The 14,782-nt window shown below is 53.2% G+C and carries 14 protein-coding genes; 8 read left to right on the top strand and 6 right to left on the bottom strand.

Features of this window, described 5'->3' with window-relative positions; translation table 11 throughout:
- The first annotated feature begins 143 nt into the window (after positions 1 to 143).
- From PMI22_RS12175 to PMI22_RS12195, 5 genes are all read left to right on the top strand, one after another.
- Positions 144 to 1,829 (top strand): AMP-binding protein, encoded by a 1,686-nt coding sequence (locus PMI22_RS12175; RefSeq protein WP_007946547.1) that lies wholly within the window; start codon positions 144 to 146, stop codon positions 1,827 to 1,829.
- Positions 1,830 to 1,927: 98 nt separating this feature from the next.
- A complete protein-coding gene (locus PMI22_RS12180; protein ID WP_007946546.1) occupies positions 1,928 to 2,698 on the top strand; it encodes an enoyl-CoA hydratase/isomerase family protein in 771 nt (256 codons plus the stop codon).
- 161 nt (positions 2,699 to 2,859) lie between these two features.
- Positions 2,860 to 3,690 carry an amidohydrolase family protein gene (locus tag PMI22_RS12185; protein ID WP_007946545.1) on the top strand — a complete coding sequence of 277 codons (831 nt, stop codon included), beginning with the start codon at positions 2,860 to 2,862 and terminating at the stop codon, positions 3,688 to 3,690.
- 70 nt (positions 3,691 to 3,760) lie between these two features.
- A complete protein-coding gene (locus tag PMI22_RS12190) occupies positions 3,761 to 4,549 on the top strand; it encodes an NAD(P)H-dependent oxidoreductase (protein ID WP_007946544.1) in 789 nt (262 codons plus the stop codon).
- Positions 4,550 to 5,375: 826 nt separating this feature from the next.
- Positions 5,376 to 6,434 carry an ATP-binding protein gene (locus tag PMI22_RS12195; protein ID WP_238543963.1) on the top strand — a complete coding sequence of 353 codons (1,059 nt, stop codon included), beginning with the start codon at positions 5,376 to 5,378 and terminating at the stop codon, positions 6,432 to 6,434.
- Between the two features lie 171 nt (positions 6,435 to 6,605).
- Here the strand turns inward: PMI22_RS12195 and PMI22_RS12200 are convergent, their stop codons facing one another.
- Positions 6,606 to 6,815 (bottom strand): hypothetical protein, encoded by a 210-nt coding sequence (locus tag PMI22_RS12200; protein WP_033049329.1) that lies wholly within the window; start codon positions 6,813 to 6,815, stop codon positions 6,606 to 6,608.
- A 272-nt stretch (positions 6,816 to 7,087) separates the two neighbouring features.
- Here PMI22_RS12200 and PMI22_RS12205 point away from each other — a divergent pair, with 272 nt between their 5' ends.
- Positions 7,088 to 7,525, top strand: a complete 438-nt coding sequence (locus PMI22_RS12205; RefSeq protein WP_007946540.1) for a hypothetical protein — start codon at positions 7,088 to 7,090, stop codon at positions 7,523 to 7,525.
- Between the two features lie 118 nt (positions 7,526 to 7,643).
- On the top strand, positions 7,644 to 7,838 hold the full coding sequence (locus PMI22_RS30610; protein ID WP_007946538.1) for a hypothetical protein: 195 nt from the start codon (positions 7,644 to 7,646) through the stop codon (positions 7,836 to 7,838).
- 161 nt (positions 7,839 to 7,999) lie between these two features.
- Here PMI22_RS30610 and PMI22_RS12210 read toward each other — a convergent pair whose 3' ends face one another.
- Positions 8,000 to 8,410 carry a hypothetical protein gene (locus tag PMI22_RS12210; protein ID WP_238543962.1) on the bottom strand — a complete coding sequence of 137 codons (411 nt, stop codon included), beginning with the start codon at positions 8,408 to 8,410 and terminating at the stop codon, positions 8,000 to 8,002.
- 115 nt (positions 8,411 to 8,525) lie between these two features.
- On the opposite strand from PMI22_RS12210, the gene PMI22_RS12215 reads away from it, so the two are divergent.
- Entirely contained in the window at positions 8,526 to 8,843 is a 318-nt protein-coding gene (locus PMI22_RS12215; protein ID WP_007946536.1) for a helix-turn-helix domain-containing protein, read from the top strand.
- Between the two features lie 585 nt (positions 8,844 to 9,428).
- On the opposite strand, the gene PMI22_RS12220 is transcribed toward PMI22_RS12215, so the two are convergent.
- From PMI22_RS12220 to PMI22_RS12235, 4 genes are read right to left on the bottom strand one after another with little or no spacing between them, the layout of a single operon-like run.
- Positions 9,429 to 9,857, bottom strand: coding sequence for a TetR family transcriptional regulator (locus tag PMI22_RS12220; protein ID WP_007946535.1), 429 nt, complete (start codon positions 9,855 to 9,857; stop codon positions 9,429 to 9,431).
- Complete coding sequence (locus PMI22_RS12225) at positions 9,854 to 11,752, bottom strand: hypothetical protein (RefSeq protein ID WP_007946534.1); 1,899 nt, start codon at positions 11,750 to 11,752, stop codon at positions 9,854 to 9,856. The genes PMI22_RS12220 and PMI22_RS12225 overlap by 4 nt, the downstream gene beginning before the upstream one ends.
- Positions 11,749 to 13,425, bottom strand: coding sequence for a hypothetical protein (locus tag PMI22_RS12230; protein ID WP_007946532.1), 1,677 nt, complete (start codon positions 13,423 to 13,425; stop codon positions 11,749 to 11,751). The genes PMI22_RS12225 and PMI22_RS12230 overlap by 4 nt, the downstream gene beginning before the upstream one ends.
- Positions 13,425 to 14,573 carry a tyrosine-type recombinase/integrase gene (locus tag PMI22_RS12235; RefSeq protein WP_007946531.1) on the bottom strand — a complete coding sequence of 383 codons (1,149 nt, stop codon included), beginning with the start codon at positions 14,571 to 14,573 and terminating at the stop codon, positions 13,425 to 13,427. The genes PMI22_RS12230 and PMI22_RS12235 overlap by 1 nt, the downstream gene beginning before the upstream one ends.
- Positions 14,574 to 14,782: the final 209 nt, after the last annotated feature.

Below are 14,782 nucleotides of genomic sequence, written 5' to 3'. Positions count from 1 at the left end.
TCCACACTCGTACATTGAAGCAAGTGGGGCGCTGCGATTTCTAAGCCGGATGTTCGTTGATACCAATGAGTGGAATGAGCTGTCGCTCTACCTGAATTGGGAAGCACAAGAAATTCAAGTGAATCAAGGTTGAGACAATAAAAATGAGCAAAATAAAAGACAGCTATTCTCGTGGCGCTACCGATATCCCACTGATAGAAAAAACCTTGGGTGTTTTTTTTGACGAAATAGCTGCCAAATTTCCCGAAAATGAGGCGTTGGTCTCATGTCATCAGAATATCCGGTATAGCTATTCCCAGCTGCAATGTGAGACCAATCGGCTGGCGAGCTCGTTTTTGAGCCTTGGGCTAAAGCCTGGTGATCGTGTGGCCATATGGGCCAACAACAGTGCCGAGTGGCTGATTACCCAATTAGCGACGGCCAAGATTGGCCTCGTCCTCGTCAATTTCAACCCTGCTTACCGGGCCTCCGAGCTCGAATACGCTTTGAACAAGGCGGGTTGCAAGGCACTAATAACCCTGTCGACCTTCAAGACCACCAATTACCTCGAGTTGATCAGGAGTCTCGCGCCTGAAATACACAGCGCAACGCCTGGAATGCTGGATGCGGTCAAACTACCGTTCTTGCGAACAGTGATTCAACTGAGTGAAGAGCAGGTTCCCGGTTTCATGCGCTTCAGCGACCTGATTGCTGCGGGCGATCCGGCAGATGAAAGCGTCCGGCATATTGGTGCAACACTTAAGAATACCGATCCGATCAATATTCAGTTCACCAGCGGAACGACCGGCTCGCCGAAAGGCGCAGCCTTGACGCATCGCGGCATACTCAATAACGGATTTTTCCTCGGGGAAGCCATGAAGCTGACCTCGACTGATCGACTTTGCATACCGGTGCCTCTATTTCACTGCTTTGGAATGGTGGTGGGCAACCTAGCTGCTCTGACCCACGGCACAGCCATTGTCTATCCTAACGATTCATTTGATCCGGTGGCGGTCCTTCAGGCAGTCCAAAACGAACGCTGCACGGCACTTCATGGCGTTCCGACGATGTTCATCACAGAACTCGATCATCCACGCTTTCAGGAGTTCGATCTGTCGACATTGCGCACCGGCATCATGGCGGGTACAGCGTGCCCGATCGAGGTCATGAAGCGAGTCGAGCGTGACATGCACATGCGCGAAGTGACCATCGCATATGGAATGACTGAAACAAGCCCCGCCAGCTATCAAAGCACTTGCGAAACACCAATTGAAAAGCGGGTATCGACCATTGGTAGGGTGCACCCGCATCTGGAAGCGAAAATTATCAATCCAGAATCAGGTGCCATTGTCCCGATAGGCACCGTTGGTGAGTTGTGTGTTCGTGGCTACTCGCTTATGCAGGGGTATTGGGATGACCCGGAAAAGACCGCCCAGACAATTGATGCCGACGGCTGGATTCACAGCGGTGACCTTGCCGCCATGGATGAAGAAGGCTATGTCAGCATCACAGGCCGCATCAAGGACATGGTGATTCGTGGTGGCGAAAACATCTCACCACGTGAAATCGAGGAATTTTTGTACCAACATCCGGCCATCCAGGACGCCCAAGTGATTGGTGTGTCGGACCGGAAATACGGCGAGGAACTATGCGTTTGGATTGTTCCGCGCGCCGGCGCGTCGATCAATGAAGACGACATCCGAGCATTCTGCGACGGACAGATCGCACGTTACAAAATCCCTCGCTATATACGATTTGTTGACGGATTCCCAATGACACTTTCTGGAAAGGTACAGAAATTCAAGATGCGCGAAATTATGGAAGAGGAGCTCACGTTGGCGGTGTGTTAACACCGCAGCATGACTTCCAGATGCTCGCACAATCAGTTAGGACTTGAGTGAATTAATGACTGCGCCGCTTGCAGGCGCAGCTGATGAGGAGAATGAACATGGCTTGGCAAATTGAGGTCGTCGATGAGTGCGCGGTTGTGCGCATGAACACCAATAAAGTTAACGTGCAAAATGACGCCTTCTTCAAGGATCTGCATGACGCTTTCGACCGGCTTGAAAAAGAGTTTAGCGAGTTGCCGGTCATCCTGACGGGAGAAGGAAACGTTTTTTCAGCCGGCATTGATTTCAAGTACAGCTTTGACGTGTTCGGCAGCCAAAACAAAGAACGTATTCGCCAGTGGTACGCTGAATACCGTGCGACCAATCTGCGAATCTTCCAATACCCAAGACCAACCGTCGCTGCGATCAACGGGCATGCAATCGCGGGTGGGCTGATCACCGCATTGGATTGCGATTTCCGGATTGCAGCACGGAAAAAAGCCAAATTTGGTTTGAACGAAGTTCCCATCGGCATTCCGATGCCAGCCGCCTATGTTGAAATCATCAAATACGCGCTGGGCAACCAGGTCGGTGCTCTGACCACCCTCAAAGGCGAACTTTACTCTCTGGAACAGGCCGAGAAGCTTGGGTTCTTCCATGAGGTAGTCGAAGAGGAGGATTTGCTTTCCACGGCAATCGCCTATGCCCGCTGCATCACTCCTGACTGCAATGTGGCTTACGCCATGTCCAAAAAAGCTTTGCAAGACTCTGTGATTCAACAAATTGATCTTCGAACAACCCTGCTAGACCAGGAGCTACCAACCGGGATGAGCGAAGAGGGTAACCGTCGAGCCCAAGATAGACGGCGTCGGGAAATCATGGGTATGTGACCGATACATGGCTCGCCTCTTGAATTGAGTAAATTCAACAGTCAGAACACGTCAATATTTGAAGACGAAGCTGGCACAGGAGGCGGGGTTCAAGGCGACCCGACTGGTTTTCTTTGATCGTTGTTGGAACCACCAATCTCAATCTTTAGAGGTGAGACGCTTTGGAAATTATCGACGCCTGGATGCAGTTTCCTAACAAGGCATACCTACAGGACCCTATGTTCGATTCGCTGCGACGATGGCCCACGGCATGGAAAACGCTAGCGCAGGATAATCCGGACATAACCTTCGACGAGGCGCTCGATACCTTTCGTGATCAAGGTGTGGCGAAAGTACTTGCTAGCGCTTGGTGGGGACCATCGGGCCCCATGATCACCAATGATGAAATCGCAGCTTCAGTTTTTGCGCATCCCGATCAAGTCGTTGGAATTGCTTCCGTCGACATCAGCCGACCGATGGACGCAGTGAGAGAATTGCGCCGTTGTGTCAGGGATCTTGGCTTCAAGGGTTTACGTGTCCTCCCTTGGCTTTGGGGATTGCCCCCGGACGATCGCCGATACTATCCGTTGTATGCCGAATGCATCGAGCTAGACATTACGTTTTGCCTGCAAGTCGGGCATGCAGGACCGATGCGACCTTCGGAACCGGGACGGCCCATGCCTTATCTAGACAACGTCGCGCATGAATTCCCAGAGCTGCGGATCGTCGGTGGGCATATTGGGTTTCCTTGGGTATCTGAAATGATTTCTCTGATGATGAAACACCAGAACGTCTATGTGGATACATCGGCCTACAAAGCATCTCGTTTTCCTGCAGAGCTCGTTGCCTATATGCGAGGAGCGGGGAAAAACAAGGTATTGTTTGGGACTAACTATCCTATGCTGACGCCTGCCGACTGCTTGGAAGGGATTAGCGCATTAAATCTAGGAGAGGACGTGCAGCGCTTGTTTTTAGCAGAGAACGCTCGACGTGCCTTTAAGCTGAACGACTGACATTGCAGACATGTGTTGGGCTTATCGTGCAAGTTTTTGAGTCCTCCTTTCAAGTCCGGAGTGGTACACATTGAAAGCCCTCATCGTTTATGCACATCCGGAGCAGGCATCGTTCAACGCAGCGCTAAAAAACACAGCGGTGGAAACATTGACCGGTCTGGGTCACGACGTTGTCGTCAGCGATCTCTACGCTATGGGATGGAGTCCAGTGCTGTCTGCAGCAGATTTTGCTGACCGCGAGAATGCGGAGTTCTTGGATCTCTCTCGTGAGCAAGAGCATGCGTTCGCACAGAATACCCAAAGTGCTGATGTTGTTCGTGAGCAGCAGAAAGTCGCTGAGGCTGACCTGGTGTTGTTCCACTTTCCTGTGTGGTGGTTCTCCATGCCTTCGATCTTGAAGGGCTGGTGCGATCGCGTATTCAGTCGCGGCTTTGCCTATGCAGCCGGTCGTAAATACGACTCGGGGTTGTTCAAGGGCAAGAAGGCGATGCTTTGCCTGACGACTGGGACAGCATCGACGCTCTATGAGCCGAACGGGATCGATGGGGATTTGCTGCATGTCCTTTGGCCAATTCACAACGGTCTCCTGGCTTACACCGGCTTCTCTGTCCTACCGCCATTTGCCGCATGGATGCCAGGCCGTGTGACTGCTGAAGATCGTGTGGCTTACCTCGCTGGCTTTGCGGAGCGCCTAAAGACGTTGGATAGCGCTGAGCCCTTGTTCATGCACCCATGGAGTGACTACGACGAAACTCAGCGCCTAAAGCCAGGTGTAGAAGCTAAATCTGGTGTGCAATGGAATCCGCTGATTGGTCAGAGTTTTGTCCAGTCAGCTAACGCTTTTGCAAAAAAAAGATGACGCGATGAGCGGGAAAATTATGTTCACAACTCTTCGTTATGCCTGCGTAACGGTTCGCGACGTGGATAACCAAGATCTTACCGGAAGCGTAGGCCTTGAACTTCATCAGTAGCGAAACTAAGGGCTGCCTGAGAGCTCAATTCAGCTTTGTACAGATATCAATATCTGGCCATTCCTTAGCAAGGCTTCTCTGTGGCCTAGCTATTACGCCAACTCCGCAAACGTCCATTTTCATAATGCCCCAGGTCCTGAACTGAAAGACGGTGCGCGTTTTTACTTTGAAACCTTCGGATTTCCTGTTGAAGCACAATGCAATGAGTTTTTACTGCCTGTTGATGGTAAGCCGGGACGGATAGCCTGGCACGGCTGGGCGGGCGAGGGCGACACTCGCTTGGATGTGCACCATGCTTGGCTAATCGAAGATTTGTCGGATGGTCGAGTTCGAATCCTCACCCAAGAAACCCAGAAGGGAAAACCCGCCAAAGAACTCGCCATGGCGCGGCCGAACCCAATGATCAATGGGCATCAAGATTGGCTGGAGGGGTTGGTCAGCGCTGCGCGTCTGGTCAAAAAGAGATAAAACGAAACTGAGTCCATTATCGTTGCTGATTTTTTGACCGTTAACATATAGTTACTTTCAACGCTGACTGAACGCGATGCTAGATCACGCTCAAATTAGGGCTTCAATTCTTTGATTCCCTATGGATCCCATCAAAGGCCAACAATGTCGCAGAAATATTTTTACCGTCGTCGGGCGCTGTCTGAGCGGCTCACTAAGCTGATAACGCAAGTGGCGGTAGGCAGTGCCGCTACGTCAGGTGTCTTCATGACAGCGCCACGCCGCACCGGGAAGTCCACTTTCGCCCGCGAAGATTTGTGGCCTGCCTTGGAGGATGCCGGAGCCATTGTGTTATACGCCGATCTTTGGAAGGACCTGACGAAAGATCCAGGAGCTGTCATCGTCGAGACTGTCCGAGAAGCTATTGGACTTAACGAGAAACTCATCAGCCAATTGGCAGTAGCATCCGGGCTGGAAACGGTAGGTGTCGCTCGCGTTAATTTTGACGTGAACAACATTGGGCTCGGGAAAGAAATTGATCTTACCAAGGCGTTTGAAGCACTGTCCGATGAGTCGAAACAACTCATAGTGCTGATAATCGACGAAGCCCAACATGCGATCACGTCAGACGAAGGCGTCGCAGCGCTTTTTGCGCTAAAGGCGGCCAGAGACGAACTTAACAGTTCGCAGCATTATGGTCTCCGTATCGTTTGCATCGGATCGAACCGAAACAAGCTTGCCATGCTTCGAAACAGCAGCGATGAGGCGTTTTTTGGGGCTTCAATGGTGCAGTTCCCAATGCTGGATGAAGGCTTCGTTGACTGGTACTGCAAGGGACTTGACCTTCCACAGGATCTCGACCCTTCAGATGTATTCCAGTTGTTTCAAGAGAGCGGCTATCGGCCTGAGCTTCTCAGCGCAGCCGCAGACGGTATCCGCTTCGATCTCACCGTGGACCCTAAAACCATCTTGGTGCGTTTTGCCGAGCTTGTCCGAGCGCAAGCTGTAGCACTCAATGCGAATCCTAAGACGGTGATTCGTAGCCTCACTCCATTGCAGTCTGCAGTCATTCGTGTGATGGGTGCGAAGGGCGATGGTTTCGCGCCCTTCGAATGCTCGACTATGGAGTTGTATGCCAAAGCGATACAGAAAGCTGGCATAGCCACAAGCGAGTCGAAGGTTGAAGTGCCAGATGTGCAGCTAGCGCTCATGGCACTGCAGGAAAAGAAACTGGTCTGGAAAACGTCTCGTAGTGTCTATACGATCGAAGAACAGGAGATAGTTGACCTTCTACGCGAAGATGGCCTGTTGGATGGCCTGGTGTGAATCTCATCAATAGTGTTACCTGCGTTACACAACGGTAGGTGAGTGCACCCTTGTATGGTCACAACACGGTTGGTTTTCGCAAACTAACCCTTCAATAGTGTTCAGGCGCTGGAATTCAGTCTATTAGTTACCATTTTTCGGCTATTTAGTTTGTAGAGCTAGCGTGGCGTTTTACTTCTCGTTATCGAGACAGCTAAATCGTTGTGGCCGTGGAATTGGTGAGTTGCCACGTAGAACCGCTTTGATATGTTCCGCTGCGAGCTCAAGGCTTTCACGATCTGCTGCGTACACCGCATCAACAAGCCTGTCCCTGGCTCGACGCTTGATCATCAATATCTCGTCAAAGCTAGCTTCTCCTGAATGCTTGTTGCGATTACTCATGCGATTACTCATGTGATGCCTCACTCGCTGATTGACTAAAGCCTAAGCTGATGGAATGCCAGAGGGCTCGAGCTTGAAAGAGAGCGCAGTGCGTTCTCTCCTGGATTTCACTGACCGTACACAAGATTCCGGTGGTTTCATTTGTTTTGGAGTTGACGTACTTTGAAGATAGCGTCGAAATACCGCAAAAGCGATCACTTCAATCGTAATGCGGGAGTTTCGTGTACGGTCATTTGACCTATCAAAGTCAACCCACGCAGGAACCCTGAACGATGACCGATAAGCCCGTTGGATGTCGTCCCTATAGCCGGTTTGAAGATGGGTACGAGGATCTTCCACTCGATTCAAACGAGATCGAGGTGCGCCTGGCTATCGCTGACTATGTGATTCGCCGAGTTGCTGGCACACCCACGGGTGAAAGCATTTTCAAGGGGTTGGTCAGGGATTTTGAGAATCGCTACCCACACCATAAATTACTCGCTCTTTATTTGACTAGCCCTGAGTCTTTGGTGCCTGAGGACGGGGACAGTGAGTCAGAGGCGGAGGTTGATGATGGCGAGGCCCTCCAATCACTCGATAAACTCAATAAACTGGATCACGATTTACGGGAAAGATTGCTCCATTGTCATCCGGATCAAGAACCGTGTGGCCCACTCGCAGGATTGAGTTTTGATTTCACTGTACAAGAATCACGTCGCCGGAAAAAGTGACGTATTTTTGGATGGTAGGAGGTGATGTCATCCAAAATCCTCGAAACGTGTATCGAATGCGCGGACAAGGTGTCCGTCAGATTTTTGACGTATCGGTGCTTTGAAAAGGTGGAAAAGAATGAGAGCTAAAGTCGATAACGATACAGTAGCTACTGCCCGAGCCAAGCTTGAGCGTCTACAAAAATCGTCCAAGTATCGTAGTTTTTTTAACGTCGATGCTGTTGATGCTTTTAGTAAGGTAGAAGGTGCCGCCTTCGCCGGCAATCCCTTGAAGTACACGAAGATTTTGAGCGATCCATCGCCACGTGACTGATAACCGATGATGTGAAACATCGGAACTAGCTTGGTTCGGGTGGCGACTTTTTGTGGCCGCATCACTGCGGAAAGATTACGTTGTATACCGCATCCGAGTAAGTCAGAGCTGAACAAGCAAGGCAGACCTCCCCGACTGAGGCGCAGCCTACCTACAAAAAATCAGTCATGTTTGTCCGTTTTGTGGGTGAACAATACCTTAACGTTCGTGAAGTCTATCTCGGTGCTGATGTCCATTGGCGAATACGTCCGCCCCGCAACTGTCAAAATGGGTATTTTCTCTCCGCTCTGACCGATCGCTTCGCTCGCCTCCAGAAGAGGCTCCATGCACCACTGACCAGTTTTGTTGACAAAACTAGGGGTGACATAGTGGATAGACCGGATTCGAAAGGAGTCATGCTGCTGTTCAAGGATATCTTTCAGTGAGTCAAACGAAGGGACCATGAGCATCTCACCCACGATCTCTTTGCCTTCACGAACCTCCGCTTGCAGATAAAACCATGGACACATTACCGTCTGTCGAACGAAGGGGCGTGCAAGAAAATCGTCGTTGAACAGACTGGAAAAGATCATCGATCGTCCATGCTCCCGATTCATAGCAAACCTCTCCGCATCACAAATGACCAATATATGTTGTAGTCATATATTGTGCAATGAAGCTTTATCGTTCCTTTTGTGAGAGCGCAAAATGGAACTGAGGAAAGCATTTGGGGCGACGCTCAGGCAGGTTCGCCTTCAGAAAAACCTTACGCAGGAGGATTTTGCGCTTGTCAGTAGCCGGACCAATGTCAGCTTGCTCGAGCGAGGTGGCACCAGCCCGACGCTTGATAAGCTCGAAGAGCTTTGCAGCGCTCTTGGCATCCATCCGGTCAGCTTGGTGGCCGCGTGCTATATGCGGAAAGAGGAAACTGACGATATCAGGAGATTTTTATCTCGCGTGCAAGATGAACTTCAACTTATGGACCTGCCACCAACCCTTGAAAAAGGGGTAAGGCGCGACCTTTGATTCTTTCATCGTAGTGCGATGGAGAAGCTCAGCTAGATAGCTGTATTCACATTTTACGTAGCAATGGCTCACGGATTGTCGGAAGTGGGGCCATCAGCCGCTCTCGTGTAAGGCTTGCAATGGTCGCGTTGTAGATGAGCCGATTTGCAATCTCAGCCATTCTGGCAAGCTCTGCTTTCAGTTCGTCGTTCTCTGCCTGAAGCCTGGAGATCTTCTTCTTGGCATCCAGCGTACTCCGTGGCCGTGGCATGTCCGCCAAAAACGGCGGCTGTGGCGCTGCTTCTGTGTACTGGAGCAAGCGATGAAAACTGACCTCTTCAACGCGTCCATCGGCTCGCCACAGAGCGGGCTTTGTGGTCTTGGCAAGTAAGATTACTGCTGTTGACGACCCATGATCAGCCCTCTCAGATGGTCAAGAAGAGCCGTAGGGTATTCTTCTGCACCGAGGTTGCTCCACTTGTAGTGGTCACCTGTGAGGTGCTGAGGAAATTCTGCCCTCACAGCGGATTTTAGGATCTGATACCGACGAGCGTGACGTTTTCAAATGAGAATTGTGAGGGTTATTTGGGGTAGGCTAGAGGCGAATTAATCCTGCAAATTCCTCGAAGCCATATCGACTACCTTACGATCGCTCAACTTAGCCTTGAGCACGCGGTTCTCGTCCAATATCACCTCATTGATGGATGCGAGATGGGCGACTTTCATCCGCAGTTCCTCGATCTCCTCACGGTAGTTTGCGGACTTCTTGCGCTCGGCAACCAACTCCTGCTGCTTTAAATCTCGCACGGTGCGATTGGACCGCCCCTGAGCCTCGCGGATAGCCTCAGCGATGCCTGGATAGTAGTTATGGATCAGTGCCGTCGATACGCCCGCCTCGCGGGCGACTGCGGCGATGGTTACTTTGGTTTCCCCGGTGCGAGAACGGCCTTTCTGAATACGGTAGAGAGCGAGTTTCAGATCCTTCTGGCGATCCTCCGCAGGCTTGTAGTTGGTCGCCTTGTCCTTGGGTTTCATGCAATTAGAGTCTCCGGGCCCATTCCCAACTGTGCCAGTACGTCACGGCAGCGATTCAGGTCGCGCTCAACGCGTTGGCGGCCGCCCTCGCCAATGTCCTGGCAATGCAGCAATCCTTTCAGATCATCGTAGAGTCGCTGGTAGATTGCCGCGTGGCGGCGCCCGATCACGGCATTGTTGCAGTTGCCACAGCGGGTACGCTCAAGGGTATTGCCAACGCAACCGTCGTTATCCGCTGTGCACCAGGCGTGGCCGTTGCTCCGGATCGCAGTGCTGTCAGCAATGGACTTTAGCATTGAAGCGTGATCCTTAAATATCAGCAGATTCTGCGGCTCACGTTTCCAATGCTGCAGCGTGCGACCGTACCCGCCAGCTAAGTGTTCCTCCCCCAGCCAGCTATCAACGACGCCGAGTTTTATATCCTCCAACTCCCCCTGAATATCGTCGTACAGCTCAAGATCCAAATGCTTTCCCCAGCTATCGTCCATGGCGTAGCCTAAGGTCATGTCCAGCGACCAGTGCGCGTAGTGCTCTTTGAGGTAGCGCAGGTCACCGAAGCGGCTGTGCGCGACGTAATTGGCGAACTTACGGCGGAACTGGTGGGTGGCAAGATTACTTTTCAGCCCGCAATCCTTGGCGAAGTCCTTGAGATGTCGGTTACAAGTAGCGATGGAAAGCGTGCGCACCAAGTTGCCCTGGCTACAATCCGCGGCGAGAAAGAGCGAATGTCGATGCTTATGCGCCTCCACGATCTGCGTATCCCGCGGATTGGCGCGGCGCCGGCGCAAAATTTCGGCGGCGATCTGGGCCTGATAGGGTGTGCTCCAACGTTCCATCAGGCGCAGGCTACGCACAGCAATCTCGGGGATCATCCAATCATGGATTCCGGCATCGGTCTTGTCCGAACGTGAGCGCATCCAGTGGTAAACGGTGCCCTCATCGTCCTCGGTGCGGTGGCAGGATCCGGAACACAAGTTGGTCAGCTCGTGGTTGCGACAGCCGGAAGTGCTGGCGAGAATGATATAGCAGGCTGTACGCAGATCGAGAAGCGCCCTATTTAATCTCTTTAGCCCCCCCTCCCAACCGTGGGTGCCCAAGTGGCGATTTTTCCAGTAAACGATGCCATTTTCTGACAGCCCCTTACACTGCGCTGCGACGGCATCGAGCGTATCGCGCAGGTCAAGCAGTTGCTGGCCGTGCTCTATCTTTTGAAAGGCCCGCTCGAACAGGATGCAGAAGTCATCGTCAGGGATCAACCGCGTTTTGCTGCCCTGCTTGTGTCGGGAGTTAGGCCCGGTAAGGCCCGCCATCCCCTTCGCGGAAGTCTCGGGCCAAGGATGTAGGGGCATCGGGTCGTTGGTGTAGTGGCTCAGTTCATGGAGCGCTTCGACGGCAGAGAAACGGTGATGCAGCCCATACTGTGTCAGAGGTTGAGCTTTGGGTCTGATAGTCTTGCGGTGCGCCTTGCAGCTGGCCACATAGGTCGTGCAGATCAGGGGCGTCACCGCGCCTAGATGGTCGAGCCCCAGTGCCTCCAGGTATTGCAGAAATGGCTTCACTTTTGTGAAAAATGTCCGTAAGGTTGAGCCTTTCGGTCGACCCAGCCCGCTACGCCCGCGGCGTAGGTACCGGTAAAAGATTGCTTTCAGCACCGCCCGAAACGCCGTCGGTACAGTGCGAAAGTCCAGCCGTCTACGACCTGCTCCAACGTTGTTGGTGAAGCCGTCGAGTTGCCAGATGTCATCGCAGTACCGGCTCAGGATGATCCACTGCCCATCGAGCTGAGTAGCACTGATGATCAGAGCGTCGCGTTCGTCTTCTGGGAGCCCGCGCACGTCCCCCGGCTGAGCCGCAAGGGGAGCCCAAGGTAGCGCCGCTAGTGTGTTGTTCTTCATGCAAATACCTGCAGGCTGTCGATCAGATCAACCGACCAGAATGGGTGCGGCTCAGTTCGGGCGCGATCACGGGCGGCCTCCACGGCTGTGGCTTTGAAGGTGCCGCGCCGTAGCCCCTCGGCAACGATATAGTGGTCAATCAAGCGGCAGATATGGGCATACTCTCGGGTCCAGCGATGCTTGTCCATTCGCGAGCGTTCGGCCAGCACGCGGAAGTAGAAGCTGAACAGCTTATACAGATCTTCGGCGGTTACCGCGTAGTGCTTGCAGCGCAGGCAGTTCATGAAGTTCATGCAAGTCGCGCCCTCGCGCTTCGGGGCATACTGGCCGTTCACCGGGTCGGAGCAGCGGCCCATCGGGGTGTCCCTGTAAGAAGCACCAATCGTCTGAGTCAATAACTCCTGCACCAGTACCTCGCCCATGAATTGCCAGTTGCGTCGGGCATTTTCGCCGGGCGCCAAATAGTTTTGGTCGGTTACCCGAGGGGTATTGCCAAGAGCTGCGGAGGTGGTCGCGAGATCGCCATCGGTCAGCTCGAAGATGCGATTGGCAAAGGTCTTGCGCAGGCGTGAGACGTTAAGACGCAATGGCTCTCCGTCGCTGTCAGTCAGGCCATACTCAATTACAAGGCGATTTTTCGCCAACTCCAACGTACGTGAGCTTAACGCCGTGATTTGACCGACATTTTGGCCACGATTGCGATATAGCCATACGCGGCCTTTGAGGTCCTCCGGGGCCTCTGCATCTAGAAGCTCCGTTTTGGCTATTACATGGCGGATGAGGCGCTCCACGTTGATTCTAACGGTTGGCGTGGACTCTAGAAGACGCTCGACGTCGGACTCGGTGCGCAACGCCACCTTGCTGAAGTTATAGCCGCGTCGCTTCCACAGCACCAGGAACGCAGTATTGTCCTTAGGATGCGGGCGTAGGCATTCGCGGTCCATTTCCAGCAGTGGCGTTTTATTGCATCCGGTGTGCAGCGCCACGACCAGCAGGGCCAAGCCTAGTAGTTCGCTGGTCAAAGGCGTGTCGTCGTCCCAGATCGGTTTGATTGCCTGCCGCAGAGCCGACGTGAACGCCTGTCGCTCGCGCTTTGACAGTGCCGTCTCGCTTTTAGCCTTACGGTTGCTGTTCGGAAAAGGATTTTGCGGGAAGGTGGCCGCATCACCGGAGTCGACTAGAGGGATAAGCCCACGCCGTCCCAAGGCAAGCAGCACGGCCTTGGTGTGCGCGTAGAGTGTCTTCTGAGAGGTAGTGGCCCCGCCCAGTCCGGCGAGATGCCCGAGATAGCCGTCTATAAGGTCCCGGTTCACGTCTGTTAGTGCCAAGTCATGGTTAAAAGCCATTGCCCGCAGCGCGCAGTATTCGAGGAAATTGCGTAGCCCAATGTAGCAGTAGCAAGCCACGGTGGTGGCCGTCAAGGCGCCCTCCTGGCCGGCGAGAAAGCGCTCGACCTGGCGCTGGCAGGCATAGGTGATGGGGTCGATGCCAGCGTTGTACCAGCGGGCAAAGTCGAAGCTACGCTGACTTGATGTGTTTCGTCCGAACTTGACTATGGTGTTCGTCGGAGGGATGGCCTCGGGCAAAATGATTACATTACCTGCCGCGTCGTGATTGTGCTCGACTTGCGGGATATCGAGGTCGGTTTTGACGAACACTTTGCGCTTGGCCATCAGGCCAACTCCGCCAGAGCGTTCAATTCATCGTCATAGGCCAGCACCGCTTCGTCCGCCTTTTCGTTCACTAGATGGAGGTACACCATAGTTGTCTGAATCGAACTGTGGCCGAGTTGCCGTTGAACGAACACCAATGGATCTAGTCCGCTCGCGGGGTTGCGCTGAAGGCTGACCAAGGTTTGGGTGGCATAGGTATGCCGGAGCATGTGCGTATGAACCTTGACTCCAGCCCGCTTGCCCGTTTCGCTAATGATCCGGTTTAGGCTCTTGCCGTCGTCGCAATAGGGCTCCCCTGACTGGTTGAGGAACAATGTCTTTTTCGAGGTCTTGCTCAGTGAGGCACGTTCGCCGCGCACCTTCGTCACATAGCGATAGAGTTCGGCCATGAACTTGCGGCTGACGTAAATATCTCGCGACTTGCTGCCCTTGGACACCATGCCGCTGCCGTCGAACGGGTCGAGGCGGATGCGGAGGTTGCGTTCGGTTCGTGCCGCCTTGTCCGGGTCGATAACATAGGCCACAGGAAAAGCGGCGATTTCCTCGCGGCGCAACCCAGTATGCAGCGCCAGACGCATCATCATCCGGTGATGGGGGTTCTGCACTGCGGCCAAGAGCAACTTGATCTCGGCCATACTCAGGAACTTGGGTAGGGCCTTTTGGCTACGCGGCATTACATCGTATGCCATAGCCTTACCGCCACTGGCATCGACATGCGCAAGGAAGCCTAACTCACGCCTCACGGTGCGTTCTTCATAGGCGAAGGGCAGGCGTTTCACCCAACCCTCCTTCAGCGCGTATTCGTAGAACTTGCAGATGTAAGTCAGGCGCTGGCGAATAGTGCTCGGTGCCAGTTCGCACGTCTCTTGGCAATAGTCCCGATAGGCCGCCACAAGGCTCTTTGGCTCGCCACGATCAACGTCGCGCCATTCCATTTCATGAGCCTGGAGAAAGCTAAAGAAGTCGTACAGGGCGCGTCCAGTACTGGGCCAGGAACGCTTAGAACCAATGACCCCCCGAAGAAGGTAATGACGCAAGAACTGATTGGCCGGGATGCAGCTCTCCATCGAATCCCAAAGCAGAATGGGAAACCCCGGATAGGGTTGCCCAGCGATCACCAATTCCTCAGTAGCCCACACAAGCTCCATCTGCCTTCCTCTGTATTAATCAGAAATCCAATCCCGTTATCTGCTTTCGACAGAAGTAAAGTCATCAAACGTCTTTTGAACGATGCCTGGCTTCTAAAGTTTTTTTCTAATATGGCAGATTTCTAACCCTTTCCAAGTACCGGATCAGCGGGCCCTGACCACCCCCAACAGCCCCGGGCTGGCCGTGTGGCTGGGGGACACCGCCACTC

The sequence above is a fragment of the Pseudomonas sp. GM21 genome (assembly GCF_000282215.1).
Classification (GTDB): Bacteria; Pseudomonadota; Gammaproteobacteria; order Pseudomonadales; family Pseudomonadaceae; genus Aquipseudomonas.
The sequence above is the reverse complement of the archived record's forward strand: the minus strand, read 5'-3'. Positions and strand labels throughout refer to the sequence as shown.

Coding starts and splice junctions, on each gene's coding strand:
- PMI22_RS30610 (WP_007946538.1), top strand. CDS start 7,644: ATGAGAGCTAAAGTCGATAACGATACAGTAGCTACTGCCCGAGCCAAG.
- PMI22_RS12225 (WP_007946534.1), bottom strand. CDS start 11,752: ATGAAGAACAACACACTAGCGGCGCTACCTTGGGCTCCCCTTGCGGCT.
- PMI22_RS12235 (WP_007946531.1), bottom strand. CDS start 14,573: ATGGAGCTTGTGTGGGCTACTGAGGAATTGGTGATCGCTGGGCAACCC.
- PMI22_RS12220 (WP_007946535.1), bottom strand. CDS start 9,857: ATGAAACCCAAGGACAAGGCGACCAACTACAAGCCTGCGGAGGATCGC.
- PMI22_RS12180 (WP_007946546.1), top strand. CDS start 1,928: ATGGCTTGGCAAATTGAGGTCGTCGATGAGTGCGCGGTTGTGCGCATG.
- PMI22_RS12230 (WP_007946532.1), bottom strand. CDS start 13,425: ATGGCCAAGCGCAAAGTGTTCGTCAAAACCGACCTCGATATCCCGCAA.
- PMI22_RS12205 (WP_007946540.1), top strand. CDS start 7,088: ATGACCGATAAGCCCGTTGGATGTCGTCCCTATAGCCGGTTTGAAGAT.
- PMI22_RS12215 (WP_007946536.1), top strand. CDS start 8,526: ATGGAACTGAGGAAAGCATTTGGGGCGACGCTCAGGCAGGTTCGCCTT.
- PMI22_RS12200 (WP_033049329.1), bottom strand. CDS start 6,815: ATGAGTAATCGCAACAAGCATTCAGGAGAAGCTAGCTTTGACGAGATA.
- PMI22_RS12175 (WP_007946547.1), top strand. CDS start 144: ATGAGCAAAATAAAAGACAGCTATTCTCGTGGCGCTACCGATATCCCA.
- PMI22_RS12210 (WP_238543962.1), bottom strand. CDS start 8,410: ATGATCTTTTCCAGTCTGTTCAACGACGATTTTCTTGCACGCCCCTTC.
- PMI22_RS12195 (WP_238543963.1), top strand. CDS start 5,376: ATGACAGCGCCACGCCGCACCGGGAAGTCCACTTTCGCCCGCGAAGAT.